17 protein-coding genes, 1 tRNA gene and 1 riboswitch are annotated in these 23,711 nt (G+C 44.0%); of the genes, 10 read left to right on the top strand and 8 right to left on the bottom strand.

What is annotated here, in order from left to right:
- Positions 1 to 325: 325 nt before the first annotated feature.
- The 5 genes from G344_RS0106400 to G344_RS0106420 all read left to right on the top strand — a co-directional run bounded on the left by G344_RS0106400 (position 326) and on the right by G344_RS0106420 (position 8,066).
- Positions 326 to 2,068: a 1-deoxy-D-xylulose-5-phosphate synthase gene (locus G344_RS0106400; RefSeq protein WP_028255481.1), complete on the top strand. Its 1,743-nt coding sequence runs from the start codon at positions 326 to 328 to the stop codon at positions 2,066 to 2,068.
- 346 nt (positions 2,069 to 2,414) lie between these two features.
- A complete protein-coding gene (locus tag G344_RS0106405; RefSeq protein WP_028255482.1) occupies positions 2,415 to 2,816 on the top strand; it encodes a hypothetical protein in 402 nt (133 codons plus the stop codon).
- A gap of 660 nt (positions 2,817 to 3,476) precedes the next feature.
- Positions 3,477 to 4,787, top strand: a complete 1,311-nt coding sequence (locus tag G344_RS0106410; RefSeq protein WP_028255483.1) for a YjiH family protein — start codon at positions 3,477 to 3,479, stop codon at positions 4,785 to 4,787.
- 442 nt (positions 4,788 to 5,229) lie between these two features.
- Positions 5,230 to 6,417 carry a M20 metallopeptidase family protein gene (locus tag G344_RS0106415; RefSeq protein ID WP_051245824.1) on the top strand — a complete coding sequence of 396 codons (1,188 nt, stop codon included), beginning with the start codon at positions 5,230 to 5,232 and terminating at the stop codon, positions 6,415 to 6,417.
- Positions 6,418 to 6,506: 89 nt separating this feature from the next.
- Positions 6,507 to 8,066, top strand: a complete 1,560-nt coding sequence (locus G344_RS0106420; protein ID WP_028255485.1) for an AbgT family transporter — start codon at positions 6,507 to 6,509, stop codon at positions 8,064 to 8,066.
- Positions 8,067 to 8,260: 194 nt separating this feature from the next.
- On the opposite strand, the gene G344_RS0106425 is transcribed toward G344_RS0106420, so the two are convergent.
- Entirely contained in the window at positions 8,261 to 8,827 is a 567-nt protein-coding gene (locus tag G344_RS0106425; RefSeq protein ID WP_028255486.1) for a chromate transporter, read from the bottom strand.
- Between the two features lie 15 nt (positions 8,828 to 8,842).
- Positions 8,843 to 9,475: a chromate transporter gene (locus G344_RS0106430; RefSeq protein WP_051245826.1), complete on the bottom strand. Its 633-nt coding sequence runs from the start codon at positions 9,473 to 9,475 to the stop codon at positions 8,843 to 8,845.
- Between the two features lie 918 nt (positions 9,476 to 10,393).
- On the opposite strand from G344_RS0106430, the gene G344_RS12225 reads away from it, so the two are divergent.
- The 3 genes from G344_RS12225 (at position 10,394) to epsC (ending at position 12,253) form a co-directional block, all read left to right on the top strand.
- Positions 10,394 to 10,519, top strand: a complete 126-nt coding sequence (locus tag G344_RS12225; RefSeq protein WP_277352587.1) for a hypothetical protein — start codon at positions 10,394 to 10,396, stop codon at positions 10,517 to 10,519.
- 98 nt (positions 10,520 to 10,617) lie between these two features.
- Entirely contained in the window at positions 10,618 to 11,535 is a 918-nt protein-coding gene (locus tag G344_RS0106440) for a PLP-dependent cysteine synthase family protein (protein WP_028255488.1), read from the top strand.
- Between the two features lie 43 nt (positions 11,536 to 11,578).
- Positions 11,579 to 12,253 (top strand): serine O-acetyltransferase EpsC, encoded by a 675-nt coding sequence (epsC, locus tag G344_RS10875; RefSeq protein ID WP_038155160.1) that lies wholly within the window; start codon positions 11,579 to 11,581, stop codon positions 12,251 to 12,253.
- Positions 12,254 to 12,660: 407 nt separating this feature from the next.
- Here epsC and G344_RS0106450 read toward each other — a convergent pair whose 3' ends face one another.
- From G344_RS0106450 to G344_RS0106475, 6 genes are all read right to left on the bottom strand, one after another.
- Complete coding sequence (locus tag G344_RS0106450) at positions 12,661 to 14,775, bottom strand: dipeptide ABC transporter ATP-binding protein (RefSeq protein ID WP_083963082.1); 2,115 nt, start codon at positions 14,773 to 14,775, stop codon at positions 12,661 to 12,663.
- A complete protein-coding gene (locus tag G344_RS0106455; RefSeq protein WP_038155162.1) occupies positions 14,772 to 16,337 on the bottom strand; it encodes an ABC transporter substrate-binding protein in 1,566 nt (521 codons plus the stop codon). Before G344_RS0106455 ends, G344_RS0106450 begins: the two co-directional genes overlap by 4 nt.
- Positions 16,338 to 16,347: 10 nt before the next feature.
- Positions 16,348 to 17,340 (bottom strand): ABC transporter permease, encoded by a 993-nt coding sequence (locus G344_RS0106460; protein ID WP_244869505.1) that lies wholly within the window; start codon positions 17,338 to 17,340, stop codon positions 16,348 to 16,350.
- Positions 17,341 to 18,324: an ABC transporter permease gene (locus tag G344_RS0106465; protein WP_028255492.1), complete on the bottom strand. Its 984-nt coding sequence runs from the start codon at positions 18,322 to 18,324 to the stop codon at positions 17,341 to 17,343.
- A 175-nt stretch (positions 18,325 to 18,499) separates the two neighbouring features.
- Positions 18,500 to 19,741, bottom strand: coding sequence for a multidrug effflux MFS transporter (locus G344_RS0106470; RefSeq protein ID WP_051245829.1), 1,242 nt, complete (start codon positions 19,739 to 19,741; stop codon positions 18,500 to 18,502).
- Positions 19,742 to 19,853: 112 nt separating this feature from the next.
- A tRNA-Ser gene (locus G344_RS0106475) sits at positions 19,854 to 19,944 on the bottom strand.
- Between the two features lie 198 nt (positions 19,945 to 20,142).
- Positions 20,143 to 20,254, top strand: a riboswitch (SAM riboswitch).
- A gap of 227 nt (positions 20,255 to 20,481) precedes the next feature.
- On the opposite strand from G344_RS0106475, the gene G344_RS0106480 reads away from it, so the two are divergent.
- Both G344_RS0106480 and G344_RS0106485 read left to right on the top strand, forming a co-directional pair.
- On the top strand, positions 20,482 to 21,309 hold the full coding sequence (locus tag G344_RS0106480) for a MetQ/NlpA family ABC transporter substrate-binding protein (protein ID WP_028255494.1): 828 nt from the start codon (positions 20,482 to 20,484) through the stop codon (positions 21,307 to 21,309).
- A gap of 343 nt (positions 21,310 to 21,652) precedes the next feature.
- Positions 21,653 to 22,978 (top strand): amidohydrolase, encoded by a 1,326-nt coding sequence (locus G344_RS0106485; RefSeq protein ID WP_028255495.1) that lies wholly within the window; start codon positions 21,653 to 21,655, stop codon positions 22,976 to 22,978.
- Positions 22,979 to 23,711 lie beyond the last annotated feature (733 nt).

Here is a 23,711-nt window from a genome sequence, read left to right on the forward strand (position 1 = left end):
GTTTGAGAGACAGATACACACAAATAGGCCTGAAATTTTAGGAATGGAAGGATAAAAAAGAAATGGTGTATTAATCGTAGAAATACTCCTCGCAAGACCGAGCTTTCGAGATTGATACACCATTTCCTTTTAAAAGGAAAAATTTCCCCTTGACTTGGAGTTAACTCACAGTATTATACTACTACTGCACTTTTAAAAAAGTTACCTACATTATAAATAGAAAGTTATAGTGTGGGGTAAAAGAGAGTAAGAGAACAATCATATAGTATATACGCAGTAATAATCACATGTACGCTGCACGTTTGTGAGAAGAGGAGGAAATGAGATGAGTGTATTGGATCGCGTTAATTATCCGAAGGATATTAAAACGATGAACATTGATGAATTAAACGCCTTGGCCGGTGAAATTCGTGAGTTGTTGATTCATAAAATTTACGAAACCGGTGGACACATGGCACCGAACTTGGGATTTATCGAAGCAACGATTGCATTGCATTATGTATTTAATTCGCCGATTGATAAGATTGTGTATGATATTTCTCATCAGTGCTATACGCATAAAATTTTAACAGGTCGTAAAGAAGCGTTTACCAATCCGGAGAAATACAAGGATTACAGCGGATATACGAATCCTAATGAAAGCGAACATGACTTCTTCACCATCGGTCATACTTCGACGGCAGTTAGCTTGGCTACGGGGATGGCGAAGGCTCGTGATTTGAAAGGTGAAACGGGTAATATTATTGCCGTTATCGGTGACGGATCTATGTCCGGCGGGGAAGCGATGGAAGGTCTTAACAACGCTGCCGAATTGGACAGCAATATGATTATTATCTTTAATGACAATGACATGTCTATTGCGCCGAATTACGGCGGGATGTATAAAAACTTCAAAGAATTACGCGACACGAAGGGCAAAGCAGATACCAATTTCTTTAAAGCCTTGGGTCTTGATTATGTATTCCTCGAAGATGGTCACGATATTGCCAAATTAATTGAAGTGTTTACCGCATTGAAGGATAGCACGAAACCGGTATTGCTTCACGTATGCACCGAAAAAGGGAAGGGATTACCGGAAGCGGAAGCCGATCGCGAAACGTTCCACTTTATTGCGTCTAAACATTTTGATGTGGAAGCATATAATAAGGAAGAACACTACGATGAATTGATTTCCGAATTTTTGCTTAATAAGATGGAACAGGATCTGACGGTTATCGCTTTAACTGCCGGTGTGCCGGGCATTGCAGGATTCTCTCCGGCTAATCGTGCTCGTGCAGGTAAGCAGTTTATTGATGTAGGTATTGCGGAAGAACACATGATTGCTATGGCAGCCGGTCTTGCCAAAAATGGCGCAAAGCCGGTAGTCGTTGATGCGGGTACATTCTTGCAGCGCACCTATGATCAGTTATCGCAGGACTTGTCGCTTAACAGCAATCCGGCAACGATTGTTTCTTTCAGTCTCGGCGGTGGTATTAGCTCTATGGATGCTACGCATTCCAGTGCATTCGATATGTCGATGATGAACAACATTCCAAATCTGTTGGTACTTTCTCCGGCGACGAAGGATGAAATGTTGGCCATGCTTGATTGGTCTATCGAACAGACCCAGCGCCCGGTGATGATTCGCGTTCCCGATGTGGTGGAATGCGGTGAAAGTGGCGCCGCTTTTGATGGCCGTTTGGTGAACCAAGTGGTAGAACAGGGATCTAAGGTTGCCATCTTGGGGCTGGGCGCTTTCTTCTCGTTAGGCCGTAAGGTAAAAGACCTGTTGAAAGCGGCTACGGGTGTAGATGCAACATTGATTAATCCGCGTGTATCCTCGGACGTGGACGAAGCGACCTTGTCTGCCCTCGTAAACGATCACGATGTTGTGGTTACCTTTGAAGACGGTGTGCTCGACGGCGGATTCGGTGAAAAAGTGGCGCGCTACTTTGGACCTACCGGCGTAAAGGTGCTTACTTTCGGGATGAAGAAAGAAGTTAATGACCGTGTACCGGTAAACGAATTATATGAACGTTATCACTTGACTCCGGAAATGGCCGTAGAAGACATTAAACAAATATTATAATAAAAGGGAAATGTATTCGGCAGCGATAGTACTTGGTCGTGCAACGATCCTTTATTATGCTGCCGGATAGCCTTCTTTTATACGAATAGGAAAGAAAAGGCGTGTATCCATCAAAGCGTGTCATTCGTAAGAACTGACCGGCGCGATGAATATACGTCTTATTTTTAATTTTATATCTTCATGGAACTCTCATATAACATTCATAGGGAACTCATGTAATTTCAGTACAATACAAGCATCGGTTATAGGTAATAATCGTTACAGCATAGATGTTGTCGGTACAATGATGAAATAAAAAGTATGTGGAATACAGGACGTTCTTTTAGAGAACGAAGGAGGCTATAGTATGAAATTACGTTACATGGCAGTATTGCCGGTGGCTATGATTGCATTATGGGCGAACCAAGCAAATGCGGCATCCGTGGAAGGTGCGAAGGAACCGTTGTTGCAGCCGGGCTATCATCAAATGGCAGTACAGGCGAGCGAAGAGGATACGAAGAAAGAAGGAACTAAGGATTTTCGTTATCGATACCATCATAATCAGCCGATGATGGCGGAAGGAATGCCTGCACCCAGAACAGGTGTGACTCCGTATCATCATGAAGGAATGATGACCGGAGGTATGATGCATCATTCTGACAATCGTAAGTTATGTGACGGTGAGCGAACACGTAAAGCACCGGCAACGGCAGAGGAAAAAGAGCAGCGTAAAAAAGCATTGGCTGCCGACTACCAACGTCGAAAATAAGCTATCGTTATTACTAGGATGTACTCAATAGGTATGATAGGCGTGATAGGCATGAATTGCATGATATATTATCATGATATGAGAAAGCCAGTTATCATCCGTGTTTACGTCAAATGATAATGTAAGAAATTGTCGTTTTTTGGACGCTGCATGCATAATTGATACGATAAATCATGAAGAAAAGTGATGTTTTCTATTCCTATAGGGCAACATTACTGTTATAATGAGAACAGGTTAAGACAGTTCGGGATACAAACCACCGCCGAAACAACGGCTTGTCCGTTGGGGAGTGAGTGGTTATAAACATCCTGAGTAGTGTAAGCTTGGCCCGAGTAACTTGAGATTGGCGCTTGTAATGAAGTACGGAACTTATATCAGTCATTTAACAAGGCGTTGACGGGAAACGGTTATTCGGGTCAAGTTTTTTTTGTTTTTAGAAGGCACATATACATCTTGGTAGTCAGGTCTTACGAATGACGTACCTACGATGTATATGGGCCTTCTTTATATTTAAAACACTTGATGCCGAACAAAAGAGGGAGGCAAAAATGATAGGTGTTTGATGTATATTGGAGTCCTCTTTTTAGATATTTTTTGGACATTTAAAAAGTATACTATCACTAGATTATTGTTTTAATATATGTGATAGGAGGGGTTCCTATGAAATCGGCTACGACAGTCACGCCCGGCAGTGCTACTAAATTTATTGTATGCAGCGCACTGGGGATTATCATGTTTTTTGTGACTATAACAATTAACGGGAAAAGTACGATTCCATTGGATCATCTGACCAATTGGGTGCGAAGTGTATTGGGACCGTCACAAAAATATATTGTATTATTGGCCATTGCCGCAGGTGCTGCGTTACCGTTTGTAAAAGGAACATGGAATCGCAGTAGGCAAGACAGGATTTTTTCGCTTTGTAAACTCATAGGATTGCTTTGTGCGGCTATGTTTGTATTCGGCTGGGGACCGGCGGAGCTTCACACCAATAAAAATTTATTTCCTTTTTTATTTACCGTGCTATGTAGTTCGCTTTGTTTTTTAATCCCCATCGCTGCTGTGTTTCTGTCATTTCTTACCGACTACGGGTTGATGGAATTTGTAGCGATTTTTTTACAATCGGTTATGCGGAAAATTTGGAAAACACCGGGGCGTTCGGCCATTGATGCGGTAGCTTCTTTTGTAGGCAGTTATTCATTGGCGTTGTTGATTACGGATCGCTTGTATCGGGAAGGTAAATATACGACGAAAGAAGCATTTATTATTGCTACCGGTTTTTCGACGGTGTCGACTACGTTTATGGTGGTTGTTGCCAAAACATTACAGCTCATGCCGTATTGGAATTTTTATTTTTGGACGACCTTAGTCATTACTTTTATTGTTACGGCCATTGTTGTGCGATTGTATCCAACAGCACATGTAACGGAAGCGTATGCGGATGGTGTAACGCCACAGCCGGAAGAAGTTATCACCGGTAACCGTTTATCGCGGGCATGGCAAGAAGCACTGTTGGCTTCATCGGCTTCGGGCAATATCGGTGCTAATGTGTGGCGCAGTACGCGCGAAGGCTTACACATGGTGTGCAATATTTTGCCAACGATTATGTCTATCGGTTTATTCGGCATGTTGATGGCATTATATACACCGCTATTTAATTGGCTGGGATATATTTTTTATCCTTTCACGGCAGTGATGCAAGTGCCGGATGCCTTGGTGGTAGCACAGGCAGTGGCTACATCCATTGCGGAAATGTTTTTACCGGCTGCTTTTGTAGTGAAAGCTGCCATAGCCGCGCGTTATGTAGTAGCCGTTGTTTGTATTTCGGAACTTCTGTTTTTCTCAGCATTGATTCCATGTATCTTATCGACGACAATTCCTGTGTCCATACCTAAGCTATTGGTGCTGTGGGTGGAACGGACTATTTTGTCTATTATTCTTGCCGGAGCGGTAGCACTATTTTTCTTCTAACTATTTAAAAGAGAGAGCGGCCATATATATGATTCGAAAGCTCGGTCTTACGAAGAGCGTTTCTACATCATATATATGGCCGCTTTGTTTTTGATATATCGTATAAAAATAGCGACGTATCGGCAAGAAGAATAGAAAAAAGTCATTAAGGGAGAAGGGCGTTTCTCCGTCGTATCAATGTCCGTTTTTATAATAGATGCGAAGAAAAAGAAAATGCTTCTTTTTATATTTTTATTCATAATAGATTGCTGTAGGTATAGTTGGAGAAAGAGAAGGAAATACGGGGATAACATGATTTATAACGTATATTGTTATAAATGTAATGTATACAAAAATAATGTATTGTATATTCAAAATGAGTATTTACAAAGGAGTAATGTCCATATATAATGATATACATAATTAAATTTGTAGGCTATAGAGAGAAAAGGAGGGACGCGCGGTGACGAATATAGAGGAACGTGCTAAATCATATGAAGAGCAGTTATTGGAATGGTATACGCATTTGCATACATACCCGGAAACGTCGTTTAATGAAGTCCATACGACAGAGTATCTTATAGAGCAATTGGAAGCTATCGGAGGATATACGTTAACTCGCGTATCCAATACAGGCGTGATTGCGGATATTACCTGTGGCAAGCCGGGACCAAAGGTGGCGCTAAGAGCAGATATTGATGCGTTGGCAATGCCGGAGAACAGCGGTCTTTCCTTTGCTTCCGTTAATGATGGCGTTATGCATGCGTGCGGTCATGACGGGCATATGACGATGTTGTTGGGGGCAGCTAAATTAATTCGTCAGTGTCAAGATGAATTGTCCGGATCGTATCGATTATTGTTTCAACCGGGAGAAGAATTATTTCCCGGCGGGGCCAAGGAATATGTAGAAAAAGGCGTGTTGGACGGTGTCGATTATATTTTGGGACAACATGTAGCGCCGTTTTTACCGACCGGAACATTTGGTTTGGTAGAGGGTCCGATTATGGGGGCTACCGATGTGGCTCATATTAAGATCATCGGTCAAGGCGGTCATGCCTCCATGCCTCATTTAAATACGGACGTCATTGCTACGGGAGCGGAGATTGTTACTAATTTACAACATTTGGTAGCGCGTGAAGTCGATCCGTTGGCACAGGCTGTTATCAGCATTACTAATTTCCATGCCGGAACAGCGCACAATGTCATGGCCGGTGAAGCACTATTAAGCGGATCAATTCGTACTTTTGATGAAGAGGTGCGACAATATTTGGCAAAACGCATTGAAGAGGTGGCCACAGCTATTGCTAGGGCACACCGTTGTGAAGCCGAGGTGGCATATGAGTTTGGTTATCCGGCAACAGTGAATGATGCGGCAGTGACAAGAACAGTGAGGGCGGCGTTACGCGATTTGTATGGTGAAGCTGCGCTACCGGAGCAAAAGCCATTGATGGCTGGAGAGGATTTTGCATCTTATTTGAAGGTATGCCGCGGTACGTTTTATTTTATCGGTGTAGGCAATGAAGAAAAAGAGTGCAAGTATCCGTTGCATCATAGTTGTTTTAAGTTAGATCCGGACGCATTGCCGTTAGGTGTAGCCGGGTTGATTGCAGGATCGCAAGCTGTGATGCGAGCACATCCTATTGCGGAATAGCAGTGTAGTATGGAATGAAAGTGCCGCCGGTTATAGGCAACAGAGAGTGAGAGAAAGTTAGCTCACGCAAGTAAAAGGAGGGCTGTAGTATGGAAGAAAAGAAAAAGATGTCTTTGATAGAACGGTGGTTGTACCGAGTAGAAGTCGTGGGCAATAAGTTGCCGGACCCGGTTACGTTATTCTTAATTATTATTGGGATTATTTTGATTGCCTCTTATGTGTTAGCGGGCATGGGATTTTCTGTGGTTAATCCGGCTACGAACGAAACAATTAAGGCTGTGAACTTGCTCAGTATGGAAAGTTTGCAAAAGATGCTTATCGGTGTGGTTGGGAATTTCCAAGGATTCCCGCCGCTAGGTCTTGTGCTGGTAACCATGATCGGTGTTGGTGTAGCGGAACGGACGGGGCTTATGGAAGCAGCGATGAAATATTCCATCGCAAAAATTCCACCGGCCTATGTTACATTGCTTATCGTATTTATCGGTGTTAACAGTAATATGGCTGCCGATGCGGGTTTTATCGTATTGCCGCCGTTGGCCGCCAGTATTTATATGGCGTTGGGACGTAATCCGTTGGCCGGTCTATTTACTGCCTATGCGGCAGTAGCCGGTGCGTTCCATGCCAATATTATCGTAAACATGACGGATGTATTGGAAACGAGCTTTACTATTCCGGCAGCGCAGCTGGTTATGCCAAGCTATGTGTCTTCACCGGCGATGAACTTTTACTTTATTGCCGTATCAATGGTTATCTTGGTGATTGCTGCTTATTTTATCAGTACTAAAATTATCGAGCCGCGCCTTGGCAATTTTGCGGCGTCCGATGATTTGTTAAAGGAGCACGCTGTTGCGGCTACGGATGATCCGGCGGTTGTTAAGAAGGAATTAAAAGGTCTCTTGTGGGCTGGTATTAGTGTGGTAATTTTTATTGCTGTTCTCGTAGCTCTTTCCATAGGTCCGGATGCATTTCTCAGAGATCCGAAAACCGGTTCGTTATTGAGCAGTAAAGCACCGTTGATGGCAGGGTTAGTACCGATTGTATTAACGGCGTTCCTCATTCCGGGAATTATTTACGGTCTTATTACCGGATCTATTCGCTCCGACCGTGATGTAGTAAAAATGATGACCGAAACTATGAGCGGAATGGGCGGTTATATCGTATTGGCCTTTGTGGCAGCACAGTTCTTGGCCTATTTCAAATGGTCTAATATGGGACTTATCATTGCCATCGAAGGGGCGAATACGTTGAAAGAATCCGGCTTTGTCGGTATTGGTTTGGTAATAGCTTTCATTATCTTGGCCGGCTTTATCAATCTGTTTATTGGCAGCGCATCGGCTAAGTGGGCTATTATGGCACCGGTGTTTGTACCGATGTTGCTTCTCCTTGGTTATGATCCGGCGTTAACACAGATGGCATATCGTATCGGTGACTCCATAACTAATCCGATTTCGCCATTATTCCCGTACTTCCCGATTTGTATTGCTTTTGCACAGCGATATATGCCAAAGGTGGGCATGGGGACAGTCATTGCTAATATGCTACCGTTCTCTATTGTGTTCGGAATTCTTTGGACAATTCTCTTGGTTATTTTCATTGTTATGAATTTGCCATTGGGACCCGATGGGTTTATTTATCTCGGTACCCATTAATATATTGTTGAAATAGAGTAGAAAAGCCCTTTTTATAGGCTCGCAAGTCAGGTCTGACGAATGACGTTGCTCTGCCTATAAAAAGGGCTTCTTGTATATATAAGCGATGTATTAACGTGTGACGAGACAGAAAAGGAGAAGTGATGAATGACGTTGCTTTATCTATAGCCGATGGCTTTTTATATGTATTTTATTTATATCCAACCAAGCATTCCTAATATAATTCCCAATACACCGGAGCCGAGAAGTAAACGAATAACACCTGTTTTTCTTCGTACGGCAAAGAGGGAAAGAAGAAGTACCGCCAAGCCGCCCCAACTAATATCGCCCCAATGTACGGGGATATCTTCCGTATTCCATACGGCAAGAAAAATAAAACTGATGCTGGCGGCGCAGATGAGGGCTACAACGGCCGGGCGAAGTCCGTTTAGTACACCGCGAATCGGTCCGATATTTCCATATTTTAAAAAGAGGCGGGCTAAGATAATACCGAGAATGATGGAGGGAAACACAAAACCAAAGGTAGCGGCCATAGCACCGGGAACACCGGCGATTTTAGTGCCTACGAACGTGGCAGCATTAATTCCAATCGGTCCCGGTGTCATTTGTGAAATGGTAAAAATATTGACGAAGTCACTCATGCTGAGCCAACCATAGGTATCTACCACGGCAGCCTGAATAAGGGGCATCGATGCGTAACCGCCGCCGACACAGAAAAGGCCGATTTTAGCAAATTCCCAAAATAGTGTGAGATAAATCATAGTGGTAAGCCTCCTTTAATTGTACTTGGCAGCGCGCATAAAGAAAAAGCCTACCAAACCGTCCAATACAATGAGTGTCATAATATTCAATTGGAAGAAGGCATTACCGATAAAGGTGACTAACAAAATTAATAGAGGCAACGCTAATTTCTTTTTGCATTGCTTTACCGCCAAATCTATACCGACGTTAAGGATAAGCGCTGTAGCACCGCACTGCATGCCGCGCAACATGTAAGCGATAATTTTATTTTGAATGAAATAATCATAGCAATACGAAATAATACTCAGCGTAATAAGCGGTGGCAGTACGGTAGCTAATAGTGCTACGAAAGTGCCGAGATAACCGGCCATGCGATAGCCTAAGATGATGGCGCTGTTCGTGGCGACAATTCCCGGCATGGACTGAGCGATGGCCACCATATCCAAGGTATCCTTATCGTTGATCCAGTGATATTCATCAACGTACTTGGCTTTTAATAAGGGAATAATGACGAAGCCACCGCCGACAGTGAAGGCACTGATAATAAAAGTGGATTTAAAAAGGGTCCAAAAAAAATGAGCGTCTCGTTTCGGTGGTGTAAGCACTGATTCATCTTGCTTTGACAACGTAGGCTCTACAACGCCGTGTTTATTTTTTTTAACTTCCATGAAAGTACTCCTTGTTTGTTATTGGCGTGTGGTGTAATAGTGGTTACTACAATATATTCTTTAGAAGAAGATGATTATTTTACAGATGTAATTATATCACTTTGTGTCGGGTCATACTACTTGTTATAACTATTCGTCCCCTGTAGTAAGTAAGCAATGTGATTTACAAAGAGGTGATGCGACAGGAAGTAAAGAGAAGTCGGTTTAGTGTAAAATAAAAAGAATGTCTTGCATAACAAGACAAATAGCCGTATAATGATAACCGTAACCGAGGTGGCTAATGAAATTTCCAATATACTGCTATATGACGGAAGGGCCATTAATCCGGATGCAGACTGATATTGGAGGATGTAATATAGAAGTTGTAAGCAGAAAATAAAAAATTTCTGTTGACAATTTTTAATTCATAGTGCTATAGTAGGTTTACAAGTTAGATACGAAATCACGACGATGAAGAGAAAAGTACATGTATGCCGTTGTGTACAGCGAGTCCGGTTGGTGTGAGCGGATGGCAAAGCATAGATGGAAGTGCATCTCGGAGTTACTAAGGCAAAGCCGCGGGGGCGGGGGAGTCTTTTTCGGGTGTCGCCCGTTATAGCGAATCTGTATACAGTCGTTATTGTATGATAGAATTAATTCATTGATAAAGGCCTGTACAGTAAGAGATGTTCAGCTTCGGTTGAATAACACAAGGTGGAACCGCGATAGTATCGCCCTTGGTTGTCAAATGACAATCAAGGGCGTTTTTTTATATTCGTTTCGTGATGTGCAGCAGAAGGAGAGAGCTGCTGCACATCATCAGATGAATAGACGAGACAGTCGGTATAGCTAGCAACGATGTTGTCTCTATTGCGGACGTATTCTTGTGGCATGACGGTGACGGACGCCTAATGGTCTTGTAACTGACTGAGGTACCTGATGATTACAATACAATTACATATAAGAGAAAAGAGAGACGAAGAAAAAGAAGAGAGAGAAATAGAAAATAAAAAGAGAGAGGAATATGACCTTGCCCATGAGAGTACATACAATGAAAAACAGTGAGCGGTGATTCTGAAGTAAGTGGGGAAAATATAATCGTAGAATCACATGGTAAGATACGTATACTTTAAGAGAAAAACTCTGAGAAAGGATGAGAGATTATGGCACAGACAGTAAATGATACATTACAGTTAATCGGTAACACACCGGTATATAATATTAAAGGCACAGATGTGTATGTAAAATTGGAAAAGTATAATGTCGGCGGCAGCGTAAAGGATCGCGCCGTACTCGGTATGCTTCAAGATGCACAGAAGAAAGGCCTTATTAAGGACAATACCATTTTGGTAGAAGCCACCAGCGGTAACACAGGGATTGCGTTGGCAATGCTCGGCGCTGTACTGGGAATTAAGGTTGTTATTATCATGCCGGAAAGTATGAGTAAGGAACGTCGCGAACTCGTTAAAGCTTACGGGGCTCAGTTGGTATTGACGCCGAAGGAAACCGGTATGAAGGGTGCATTGGCCAAAGCCCAGGAAATTCTTGATGCGTATCCGGAAGCAGTAACGCTCGGTCAGTTCGTAAATCCGGCAAATCCGGGCATTCACTACGAAACAACAGCGACAGAAATTTTAACGCAGGTACCGAATGTAGGAACTATCGTTGCCGGCGTAGGTACGGGCGGTACATTTACCGGTATTGCTCGCAAGCTGAAGGAAGTGAACAGTGCGATTAAAGCGGTAGCTGTAGAACCGGCAGGATCGCCGGTTATCTCGAAAGGGGTAGGCGGTACGCATAAAATTCAGGGAATCGGTGCCGGTTTTATTCCGGATAATTTCGATAAAACATTGATGGATGAAATCGTAGCCGTAACGGATGATGATGCGATTGCACAGGTGCAGACATTTATGCGTGAAACCGGTATCAGCATCGGGATTTCTGCAGGGGCAGCAATTAAGGCAGCCAAAGATATTGCGGCTAACCATCCGGGCAAGCCGGTAGTAGCGATTGCTCCGGATGGCGTTGAAAAGTACTTATCTATGTTAACATTTGATGATGTTACCTACGTAAAAGCGTAAGGGCTAACGGTAACAGGCGGCTCGTTGCGAGCAAGGAGGATGTATGAAACGATTATGGCAAGCCATTCGTTATAATATTAAACGCGTTATGGATTCGGATCCTGCGGCGGATTCGGTGTGGATGGTGCTGTGGACATACCCGCATATTACGGCTTTGTTTTGGCACTTTTTTGCGCATCGCTTATACAAGCGTGGCTACAAGCTATTGGCTCGTCGTATCGCATTGCATTCACGGCGCGTAACGGGCATTGAAATTCATCCGGGAGCAACCATCGGTCGCGGTTTGTTCATTGATCATGGCATGGGCGTAGTCATCGGTGAAACGGCTATCGTCGGAGATGATGTGACATTATTTCACGGTGTTACCTTAGGCGGCATGAGCAGCAAGAAAGTAAAGCGTCACCCAACGGTGGGCAATGATGTACTTATTGGAGCGGGTACTAAGGTACTCGGTGATATTACTGTTGGCGATCACAGTCGTATTGGTTGTAATTTAGTCATAAAACGTGATGTGCCGGCGAATGTGGTGATTTATGAAACGGAACCGGAAAATGTAGTGAGTCGCCGTCATAAGCCGACGATTCATCTTATTGGTGGTAATGGTCATAGCAATCAGAATCAGAGAGAGGGTCACAGCGAAACAGGCCGTCATGTGCCGCGTCATCGCATTGCTTTTACGCCAAAGAATATGACAAAGGAAATGGCTTGGTATATTTAGGTTGTATTTTAGAATTTGTGGATACAGTTGCGATATGGACGAGGCTATTTTGTAAGTAGTACATTGAATGTTAGTAGGCCGATTATTTTATAGGAATGAATGTGACGACAAATTCGGAGGACAGCAGGTGATGTACATAGAAGATAAGTAAGGCATAAGGCTAGTATGTCTACAAGTTCGTCGGTAGGTAATCAATCTAAAGAGTATATTCAAAATGCTATTTTACCGTATACCAGTCATCATATTACTGCGGATAATTATAAAACATTGCAAATCAATGTGGCGCGTTCTCTAAAAAATAGTACATCTGGCAAAAATTCATAAAGGTACATTACTGGTACAGCGGTAAGATAAAAAAGGGACTGTAATGGAATGAGCGAAAAACTCATTTCGTTACAGTCCTCTTTTTAACGATAACGCGTCGGATCCGGATAGAGAATAGAAGCGAGTAATGTCTTTGTATATGTTTCGCGAGGGGCCGCAAAAATTTGCTCGGTGTCATTATCTTCAATAATGCGACCATCCTTCATTACCAATATGCGTTGGCAAAGATAACGTACCAATGCCAAATCGTGAGCGATGAAAAGAATAGCAAAGCCTTCCTGTTTTTGTAATTCGGTAAGAAGATTAATGATTTGAGCTTGCACGGACATGTCTAAGGCAGCGACGGCTTCATCGGCGATGATGAGGCGTGGCTGTACAGCTAACGCCCGGGCAATAGCTACACGTTGACGCTGTCCGCCGGAGAGTTCGGACGGGTAGGCAGTGCCGTAATGAGGATCGAGTTGAACCATCGAGAGTAGTTCATCAACTCGTAAGCGCCGTTCCTTTGTCGTTAGATTAGCATGCGTCAGACGTAATGCTTCATCAATACTTTCAGTAATGGTTCTTTGCGGATGCAAGGCACCGTCCGAATCTTGGAAAATAAGTTGGATATCGCAAGGATGAAGGTCATGATGTAATTGAGACGGCGAAGTGATTATGGGGCGACCATCAAAGAACATGGTCCCACAGTCAGACCGATATCGCCCCATGATAAGACGGGCTAATGTTGATTTGCCGCAACCCGATTCACCGACGAGACCGACAATTTCGCCGGCATGAAGTGTAAAGGATACATCGGTTACAGCGGGAATCGTCATAGTGTGGGCAGTGATAAATGTTTTACTTAGTCCGGTTACTTTGAGAAGCGGTTTGGCGATTGGGTTATTGAGGGAAGAATTGTTATTTTTTTCTGCAAGGGGAGCAGCATCGGTAGTGGAAATAGTAGCGTGTGTATCGGAACGTATTTGTTTTTTGGAGGCCGGTGTGGTTTCGGCAGGTTTTTCTCCGGCGCAGATAATAGGGGGGGTTACCTTTGGAGCACGAGAATCTAAGAGCCATGTTGCGGCGCGATGTGTAGGAGATATAACGAACAGCGGCGGCCGTTTATGGTAATCGATAGCCATTGCGTAGGGATTGCGCGGAGCAAACGGATCGCCCACAGTACGCTGTGTGAGGAGTGGCGGATGGCCGGTAATAGAGTGGAGCGGATGCCCCTTGTCGGCCTTCGCCGGGACAGAGCGCAGTAAGCCCCAGGTATAGGGATGACGCGGATGACAGAGAATATCCTCGGCCGTACCGATTTCGACAATGCGACCGCCGTACATAACGGCAATGCAATCGGCCATGTAGGCGGCGACTCCTAAATCATGAGTGATTACAATTAAGGACAACCCTAAGCTGTGCCGTAATTTTTTTAGTACATCCAAGACTTGAATTTGTACGGTAACATCCAGCGCTGTGGTAGGTTCGTCGGCCAGTAAAATATCCGGCTTCATAGCTAATGCAATGGCCAACGCACAACGTTGGCGTTGACCGCCGGATAATTCGTGAGGCATCATGTGCAGCCAATTTTTTTCGCTAGGTAAACCAACGGCTTCTAAAAGGTGAAGCGCTTTTGTAGAAAGCATTTCTTTTGTTGAGGTCGTTTGGTCGTGAGGGGATTTGGTACTAGTCATTTTGGCGGAGAAGGAGGGATGTAAACCTTCGCGCCGGTTTTTTATTTCTCTTTGGCGTAGGGCTTCAAACAGCTGTGCCCCGATTGTCATGGACGGATTTAAAATTGTCAGCGGATGCTGGAACATCATGGAAATACGGTGACCGCGCAGCTGTTGCAGCTCTTTTTCCGAAGCGGCGGTAATATCGATTGTTGTTGACTGCGGCTGACGCGGATGAAGCACAATGCGTCCGCCGGTGATATGACCGCGCTCCGGTAACAATCCCATGGCGGCCTTACATAGTACGGATTTGCCACAGCCCGATTCGCCGAGCAATACCAAAATTTCCCCTTGCTTTAATGTAAGCGATACATCGTCCAAAGCATAAATTGTACCGTTTTGATGAGTAAATTCCACAGATATATTTTCAATGGTCAATGCCGGCGGTGTATCATCTGTGGATGGCGCGTGTGAGTTTGGTAGAGTCGTTTTATTTTTTGTGGACATGCTGTTCATAATTTTATTTTTGGTAGGCTGTGTCATTGTTGTATATCCCAGGTTTCAATGTTCCACATGACTCCGGTCGCGTGATGACCGAGGACGCGCTCTGTAGAGGGGCCGGTTATTTTCTTGGATGCTACGTAATTGCCGTCTAAATAGGCAATCATAATATAGGCCGGATGAGCGGCAAAGGCTTGCTGAAATTCGTCATATGCCAGCTTGCGCTGCGCCGGGTCGTAGGTAGCACGCGCTTTGGCTAATGCAGCATCAACGGCGGCATTGCTGTAATGCGTGTAGTTGCCGCTACCATTTGTATAAAATAAATCGTAAGTTCCATTGTCCGGATCAAAGGGAGCGGCTTGTCCGATCATGATAGATTCGTTATGCTTCCAATCAAATTTGGATACGATGTGAACGCGCATGTCGATGCCTTCTTCCTTTAGTTGTGAGGCGATGACCTTTGCCATGTCTACCCGCTCCGTTTCGTATTCACGCACGTCTACGGAAAAAGCGAGTTTTTCCCCGTTCTTTTCGTAAATACCGTCAGTACCGCGATGCCATCCGGCTTGGGTTAACGCCTCTTTTACGTAGGTCGGATTATAGTCACGGTGGGGTACCGTCGGATCATTATAGGTAGCATTTTGTTGTAACGGGCTATAAGCCACACTTCCTTGATTGTTGAGAACACTGGCGATGATAGCTTTTTTATCGATAGCATAGCCTAGGATGGAAACCAATTCGGGATGCTTTTTCCAAAAGGCGTTGTCAAAATTAGGGGCAATGCCGCGATAATCAGCGGTTTTAAAATCGTAAACGGTAAATTTGTCATTGCCACGGAAGGCTTCTGTATTGTGTGCATTCAACCAAGCAATATCGACGCCGCCGGATTTGACCTGTGTGGCCTTAGCGTTTTCATCAAGAATAATTTTGAAAATAATTTTGTCGATATGGGGCACTTGATCGTAATACGTTTCGTTTTTGGAAACGACGATGGACTGTCCCTTATCCCAGCTAACAAATTTATAACGGCCCGTACCGATTGGATGACGGTTGAAATCATCGGTCATAATGTCCTTGCCTTCCAACAGATGTTTAGGTAAAAGGCCGATGGTCAAATAATTCAGCATTGCCGCATTGGGCCGGGACAATACGATTTGTACAGTATTGTCATCAACGACGATGACGTCTTTAATTTCTTTGTAGTTGTCGCGAATGGAAGCCTCCAAATTTGTATTCTTCGTCAGTTGATCCAATGTAAATTTTACATCGGCCGCAGTAAACGGTGTGCCGTCATGCCAAGTAACACCTTTGCGTAAATGAAACGTATAGGTCAGTGTTGCTTCGTCAAATTGGTAATCGGTGGCCAAATCGGGAACCGGTTCGCCGTGGCCGTTATATTTCATCAAGCCGGAAAAAATAATATCCGGCAGTTCATCATGTGTATTTAAAATCGGGTTGATAGTGGTGTAATCCGTGCTGGCAAACGTAAGCGTTTTACTGTTGGTGTCGGTTCCCGCTTGCGAACCGCAGCCGACCATGAGTGCCAAGCAGGCTACCGTTGTCAGTGTTAAGGCAAGACGACGCAGATGCTGAGAAAGTTCCATGAAGACCTCCTTATAAATTACTGCAACCGCGATTCAATTGTCGGCGAATATAGTAGCCGAGACGAGTAATCGAGAGCAGTGTAATAACTAAAAATATACCGGGAATCAGAATGACCCACCACGCATTGGTAAGCAATGCGCGATTGGCCAAAGAGAGCATGGTTCCCCAAGAAATAACATCTACGGACAGGCCTAATCCTAAAAAGCTGAGTGTCGATTCCATCAGTATGGCAGATCCTATCGAGGATACGACCATAAACATAATGGGGGACCAAATACTGGGCCATAGATGGTAGCGCAGAATATATAACGGGCCGGCGCCCATAAGGCGGGCGGCCCATACATAATCGCTGTTTTTAATATGACATACTTCGCTGCGGACGATGCGGGCCAGGTTCATCCAAGTGGTACCGCCGATGATAAGTGCTATAGATATCGGGCTCGGTGAAGGAACAAAGGCTAAGCATAAAATCATGAGAAGTAATGAAGGAATGCTGCTAAGAATTTCCGCCGTGCGTATTAGCACCGTGTCAACTATGCGTGAAGCGAGGCCGCTCAATGCACCGTATAATACGCCAAGGCCGGTAGATACCAGCATACTCAGTACACCGATGCCAAGCGATAACCGGCCGCCGTACCAAATGCTGGAATATATATCACGGCCCAGTGCATCGGTACCGAAATAAAATTTTTGATTAGGTGCTTCGCTGAGATGATGCAAATAAAAATGAGCCGGATCGTGATTGGCAATCAGCGGCGCAGCCAAACATCCGATAATGATGAATAATAACCAAAGCACAGCAGGCCAAGGAAAACGGCGGCGCTTTTGAAAGAATTGTCTATGCAATAGTTCTGACTGCCATGATGTTGTAGTCGGTGGTATGGCAGATAACTCAGCAGATGATGCGGTTTGTGATTCCTTGCATTGTGGCATAGCAGAGTCGGTTGCCAAAGGACGGACGAAGCGAAATTCGTCATCATTCGATAGCGTAGGTCGGCTCATTTATATCACCTGCCCTTCATCGTGCTGCAGGCGTGAATCTAATTGTTCGTTAATGGCCTGGGCCGCTAAACCGGAAGCGATAACAAAACAGCCGGTAAGCATAACGATGAGCATGAGCAAATTATAATCGTGATACTTTGCGCTTTCAATGGCCAGCATGCCCAGTCCGGGATAAGAAAAAACGGCTTCCACCACATATGTACCGCCGACGATATGATTAGCGGATACGGCCATGACACTGATAATGGTGGGCAGTACATTGCGTAAACAATGACGGATAAGAATCGTACGGCGGCTAAGTCCTTTAGCCTTGGCTAACAATACGTAATCGGCGCGGGTTTCGTCTAACAATTTATTGCGAATGATATAGGCATAGTACCATACATGCGTGATGACCATTACAGATAAAGGAAGTATTAAATGATTGGCGCGGCTTAATAGGTTTTCGCTTTCACCGGGAGCATAGGCACCACTGCCGGGAAGCCAACCCAAATTAACATTGAACAGTAAAAGAAATAGGAGCCCTAACCAGAAGGAAGGAATATAATTCGCAATAGTACCGACAGTGCTAAGCAACCTATCAGGCCAGCGATCTTCGTATAATGCACAAATAAGCGCGAGAATAATGGCAATCACAAATATGGTAAGGTACGAAGCGATCCCTAACAGTAGTGTGTTACCAGCCATGTCGGCCATTACATGCATGGCGGGTTCGCGATATTTATAAGATATACCGAAATCACCGTGGAGCCCATGAGTTACCCACTGGATATATTGAATATACAGTGGTTTATCAAGACCTAATCGAAGGCGTGCTGCCGATTGCTCTTCAGTGCTCATGCGATCGATGCGTTCACCGTAAAATGCTTGCAACGGATCGCCCGGAGCTAAGCGTGCCACAGTAAATACCGTAATAGATAAGACGAACATGGCACAGAAAAAAACAATAATCGTGTGCCATAAACGAGAAAACCGATGTGCCACGGGCAGTGCCTCCTTTCTATAGTATACTCAGCCGTATTATAGCACACTTATATATAAATCACTAATAATGTAACTGTTTCGGAGACAGCGTCATATGTGTATACAATGCGGTGAAATAATAAAAGAAAAACCTCTCGTCTCTATGAAATATAAGAGTGAGAGGTGGGGGTACCGGTTAGTGGCCGGAGATATGTTCGGGGCGGATGAATTTGTAAAAGACAAATAATCCTAAGCTTTGACTAATAAGCATTGTCGCTGCCATCGGAACGGCACTGCTGTCACCGGCGATACCTACCAGCGGTGCGGATAGACCGGCGCATACGGTACCAAAAAAAGATAATAAAGCAGTGACGCTGCCGGCGAATGCGCTTTCCCGTTGCAGAACTGCAGCAAAGGTAACGGTACCAAAAGCAGCAATAGGGCTAACGACGCAAAATAAAGTGGCCGCTGTTACCCAAAGCGGCGCTTGCAAAATCACGGCCAAGGAAAAGGCGACTAAGCTCAGCTCTGTCCACCACAAGGTAAAGCGCATCATTTGGTATTCCGTGAAACGATGTACCAAACGAGTGACAAGAGCACTGCCTAGCACGATACCTACGGAATTAAAAAAGAAAAAATAGCTGTACTCTTGCGGCGTTGTTCCGTAGATTCTTTGAAAGAGAAAAGCGGATCCGGATAAATAGCCAAAGAAGGCCATAAAGACAAAGGCTTGCAGCAAGCAATGACCAAGGACATATTTCTTTTTCAGCAGCGTGGTAAAGGCAGCAAAATTTCTGCTAAAGCCGCCTTTGATGCGGCGTGCAGGGGGGAGACTTTCCTTAATGCACAAGCCGCCGATGAGCATGACAGCACCCAGTACGGCGAGGACAGCAAAAATCATACGCCATGAATAAAAGCGCACAATTTGTCCGCCGATAAGCGGTGCAATCACCGGGGCAAAACCGTTAACAAACATGAGGACAGCCAATAATTTAGTTAGAGCAGGCCCTTTGGCTAAATCCGTACTGATGGAGCGAGGACTGATCATGCCGGCTGCACCGGCAAGGCCTTGCACAAAACGAAGTGCAATTAATTCCCAGACGGATGTGACGTACATGCAGCCGATACTGGCTAACGTAAAAATCAGCAGTCCTCCGCACAGGGGGCGCTTGCGACCGAGACCGTCACTTAAAGGACCGATAATGAGTGTGCCCAAGGCGGAGCCAATCATAAAGCCGCCGATGGTTAACTGCGTCAGTGAAGCGCTGGCGTGAAAATCCATAGCCACTTTAGGTAAATCGGGCAAGTACATGTCCATAGAAAAAGGAACCATGGCGGAAAGTATTCCTAAAAATAAAGTAAATATAATGCTTATGGATACAGCAGGTGTCATCGGTGGTTCATCAATGGGCACATTCATGTTTGTGCGCTCCTTCATACTTACATCCTCTTTGCAATACATATATAAATCGCGCCATAACACATGGCGCGATAGTATGAAAAAAGAAAAAATAAAAAACGCTATACCGCAAGCAGCACAGCGTTCTTTGTGGCGGAGGATTAGGGATTCGAACCCTAGCGACGGTAACCCGCCCTAACGATTTAGCAAACCGTCCTCTTCAGCCTCTTGAGTAATCCTCCATATATGTTACTCGTAAATTCTAGCATTAATAAGAAAAGTTGTCAAGAGTGCGGTCTGGAGTAAAAGTGAAGGTAGTTTTATGCTGCTATAAAAACTATTGAAAAATTATTGAGAAGTTGAGAGAAGGTAATGATGAGAATTTGTAGTTGACAATCTGATTTATATCGTGATAATATAATCCCATCAAATTTAATAGGAAATCATCAAGAGCAGCTGAGGGACTGGCCCGGTGACGTTGCGGCAACCTTCCTTGAGAAAGGTGCCAAATCCAGCGATAGTATCGGTAATGATTATGTCGAAAGATGATTGGTAGCTAATGAGTAGATAGCCCTTGTCTTTCGAGACGAGGGCTTTTTTGTTGACTGCCTGCAAAATGGTATGTAGTGAATCAGCGACTACTCATTGCTAAAGTTGGAAATAACTTGATGATGTATATTGAGTGAGAAGAGAGAATGCTCGGTCGGAGGTGAGAGACCGGCCAAGTGCAAGGAACGTCTGAGGGCATATATATTGAGAAATAAGAGGAGGATTATAGTATGAAATTTTCTTGGAAATGGTTTAAAAAGAGTGCGCTTTTAGGAGCTGCCGTACTGGTTTTGGGTGGTGCATTGGCTGGTTGTGGCAGCGATTCATCGGCAGTAAAAAATGAAATTACCGTGGGAATTACACCGGGCTCCACGGAACAAATTATGGAATATGTAGTGGAAAAGGCTAAGAAGGAAGGGCTTACAGTTCATGTAAAAACATTTTCCGATTATATTACACCGGACCAAGCGGTGGCTACCGGCGATATTGATGTAAATCTGTATCAGCACAAACCGTTCATGGATGCATTTAATGCGAAGAACGGTACGAACTTGGTTAGCATCGGAACGACCTACTTGGCGCCGTTGGCCGTGTATTCCCATAAATACAAATCATTAAACGAAATTCCCGACGGAGGAACGATTGCGATTCCCAATGATCCGACAAATGGTAGCCGTGCCTTGATCCTATTGGAAAAGCAAGGGTTCATTACATTGGATCCGAAGAAAGATCCGTTAAAAGCCGTACCTCAGGATATTGTAGAAAATCCGAAGCATATTCAAATTATCGAACTGGAAGCGGCACAATTACCGCGTTCGTTGGAAGATACGGATGCATCGGTTATCAATGCAGGCTTTGCTATTTCTGCCGGACTTAACAGCAAGCGCGACGGTATTGCCGTGGAGGGCGATACCAGTCCGTATGTGAATATTGTGGCAACGCGGGCAAAAGATAAAGATAATCCGACGTACAAAAAATTCGTTTCTATTTTCCAAAGTGACGATGTACGCGATTTTATCAATAAAGAATTTGAAGGTGTAATTATTCCTGTGTGGTAATATCGTTGGTTGATGAAATTAATTTAATGTTTTGTAACATAGTTGGTACTTTGTAGCATATTGATACGATGTTGCAAAATATCTTAGAGAGCCTAGGGTAAATTTATTTTTGGCATATGAGGATAATTTAAAAGGATACATTTTCTGCAGCGTGTAAGGGCAAGCATGTTGCGGGAGATGTATTCTTTTTTATTTCAATGATTACCGATGATTCAAAGAAATTTGATATACTTTTGCGTTGACGTATGGACAAATATCCACATATAATAGAACATAGTATTGTAGTAGGAAAAGAATTGGAGTAGGAAAAGAATTGGAGTAGGAAAAGAATTGGAGGGGAACTATGGCGCGATTAACAAAGGAAGAAGTAAAAGAACGTGTATGCCGTGCAATTGAAGATGCAGCTCCGGAACTTAAGAAAATAGCGGCATCTATCATGGCAGAACCGGAGTTAGGCTATAAAGAGGATAAGACATCGTCCAAAGTGCAACGAGCTTTCGATGCAATGGGATTGACATATACGACGGGACATGGCCGTACCGGTTTAAAGGCACGCCTTAATGGCGGCGCTTCCGGTTATACGGTAGCCATGATTGGCGAATTGGATGCTATCGTGTGTCCGAAACATCCGGCGGCAGATCCATTGACGGGGGCAGCCCATTGCTGTGGTCATAACATTCAGATTGCGAACATGTTAGCGGTAGGGAAAGGTCTTATGGCTGATGGCGTAATGGAATCGCTGAAAGGTGACGTGGTTCTTTTTGCGGTACCTGCCGAAGAATATGTAGAAATCGATTACCGGAATAAACTTCGTGAAGAAGAGACGATTAAATATTTGGGCGGTAAACAACAGTTGATATATGAAGGTGCTTTTGATGACATTGATATGGCGATGCAAATGCATGTAGCAACGGCAGAAACTCCGCAAGGAGAAATGAATCTCGGCACCACATCCAATGGGTTTATTGGCAAACTTATCGAGTATAAAGGAAAAGCGGCCCATGCGGCAGCAGCACCGCATGAAGGAATCAATGCATTGCAGGCAGCCATGATGGGGGTTATGGGAGTGAATGCTATACGCGATACATTTAAAGAAAGTGATTATATTCGCTTTCATCCCATTATCAACAGTGGTGGCGATTTGGTGAATGTGGTACCGGATAAGGTAACGATGGAAAGTTATGTGCGCGGTGCTAATGTGGAAGCAATGATTGATGCGAACAAGCGAATTAATCGAGCCTTGAAAGCCGGCGGAGATGCGGTTGGTGCTACATGTGATATTCAGGATTTGCCGGGATATTTACCAATGCGGAATGATGCAGTGATGAATGGTCTGTTGGAAGCTAACTCTAAAATGCTTTTCCCGGAAGGCAATGTACGATATGGTGAACATATGGCGGGGAGCACCGATATGGGAGATGTGTCGCATATTATGCCGGTGATCCATCCCTGGGTTGGTTGCATTGACGGCGTATTGCACGGCGCCGATTATGTGGTATCTGTCGAAGAGGTAGCCTATATAAAAACGGCACAGGCATTAGCTATGACTATCGTAGATTTACTATATGATGATGCAGCCGGTGCAGAGAGAGTGATGGCGGAGTTCACGCCGGCGTTGACAAAAGAAGAATACCTGGCATTGATGGACAGTATTGACAGTAAACACTAGACGAAATTGCTGTATAGCAGATACCTCATTGTAGTCGATGAAAGTAAGCGATAAGAAAAAGGGGGCTTGGCACACATGGTGAAAGCCCCTTTTGTGTATGATGATTACATGATAACTATAAGATAACTATAAATTTTCTCTTAAATTTTTGAATAAGATTTTGTCTTAGCAATACATGGGATACTCGAATTCCCACCACAGAAAGTGATATACGATGTGTATTTACTATATATAATAACTATTTAATGTTAGTAATAGTTAGTAGTAATGCTGGTATCGTACATGAAGAGATGAAGAATACTTTGTATAATGTGGTGGGCTCCGCGATAACCATCAATTCAGATTAAACGCAGATAATAATAAAAAATTGAAAATTTTAAAAAAAAGTAGTTGACGAATATTTGAAAACCATGTATTATATACAAGTCGCTTACGACAGACGGTTTTTGAAAGCGAAGGAAGAGTACACCGGATAGTGATTGAAACACTAGATGGTTGTTGAATTCTTTATATTTCCGTTTGAAGGAAATGTAAAGAAACTTCGAAAACTTTCGAAAAAAGTTCTTGACACTCTCGGTTGAAAGTGTTAAGATATACAAGTCGTCGCAAGACAGTAACTACTGAAAAGCGACAGCGGATCTTTGAAAACTGAACAATGTAAAGGTAATCATTTCGTAAGAAATGAACATAGCCAGAGTGCGGGTTTCAAATATGAAACCAACCAAAAATTCCG

Origin of the sequence: Veillonella magna DSM 19857, from assembly GCF_000428745.1 — a bacterium.
GTDB classification, from domain to species: domain Bacteria; phylum Bacillota; class Negativicutes; order Veillonellales; family Veillonellaceae; genus Veillonella_A; species Veillonella_A magna.

Excerpts from the sequence above, each read along its gene's own strand:
- G344_RS0106400 (WP_028255481.1), top strand. The coding sequence starts at position 326 with ATGAGTGTATTGGATCGCGTTAATTATCCGAAGGATATTAAAACGATG.
- G344_RS0106405 (WP_028255482.1), top strand. The coding sequence starts at position 2,415 with ATGAAATTACGTTACATGGCAGTATTGCCGGTGGCTATGATTGCATTA.
- G344_RS0106410 (WP_028255483.1), top strand. The coding sequence starts at position 3,477 with ATGAAATCGGCTACGACAGTCACGCCCGGCAGTGCTACTAAATTTATT.
- G344_RS0106420 (WP_028255485.1), top strand. The coding sequence starts at position 6,507 with ATGGAAGAAAAGAAAAAGATGTCTTTGATAGAACGGTGGTTGTACCGA.
- G344_RS0106425 (WP_028255486.1), bottom strand. The coding sequence starts at position 8,827 with ATGATTTATCTCACACTATTTTGGGAATTTGCTAAAATCGGCCTTTTC.
- G344_RS0106430 (WP_051245826.1), bottom strand. The coding sequence starts at position 9,475 with ATGGAAGTTAAAAAAAATAAACACGGCGTTGTAGAGCCTACGTTGTCA.
- G344_RS12225 (WP_277352587.1), top strand. The coding sequence starts at position 10,394 with ATGATTACAATACAATTACATATAAGAGAAAAGAGAGACGAAGAAAAA.
- G344_RS0106440 (WP_028255488.1), top strand. The coding sequence starts at position 10,618 with ATGGCACAGACAGTAAATGATACATTACAGTTAATCGGTAACACACCG.
- epsC (WP_038155160.1), top strand. The coding sequence starts at position 11,579 with ATGAAACGATTATGGCAAGCCATTCGTTATAATATTAAACGCGTTATG.
- G344_RS0106450 (WP_083963082.1), bottom strand. The coding sequence starts at position 14,775 with ATGACACAGCCTACCAAAAATAAAATTATGAACAGCATGTCCACAAAA.
- G344_RS0106455 (WP_038155162.1), bottom strand. The coding sequence starts at position 16,337 with ATGGAACTTTCTCAGCATCTGCGTCGTCTTGCCTTAACACTGACAACG.
- G344_RS0106460 (WP_244869505.1), bottom strand. The coding sequence starts at position 17,340 with ATGAGCCGACCTACGCTATCGAATGATGACGAATTTCGCTTCGTCCGT.
- G344_RS0106470 (WP_051245829.1), bottom strand. The coding sequence starts at position 19,741 with ATGAAGGAGCGCACAAACATGAATGTGCCCATTGATGAACCACCGATG.
- G344_RS0106480 (WP_028255494.1), top strand. The coding sequence starts at position 20,482 with ATGAAATTTTCTTGGAAATGGTTTAAAAAGAGTGCGCTTTTAGGAGCT.
- G344_RS0106485 (WP_028255495.1), top strand. The coding sequence starts at position 21,653 with ATGGCGCGATTAACAAAGGAAGAAGTAAAAGAACGTGTATGCCGTGCA.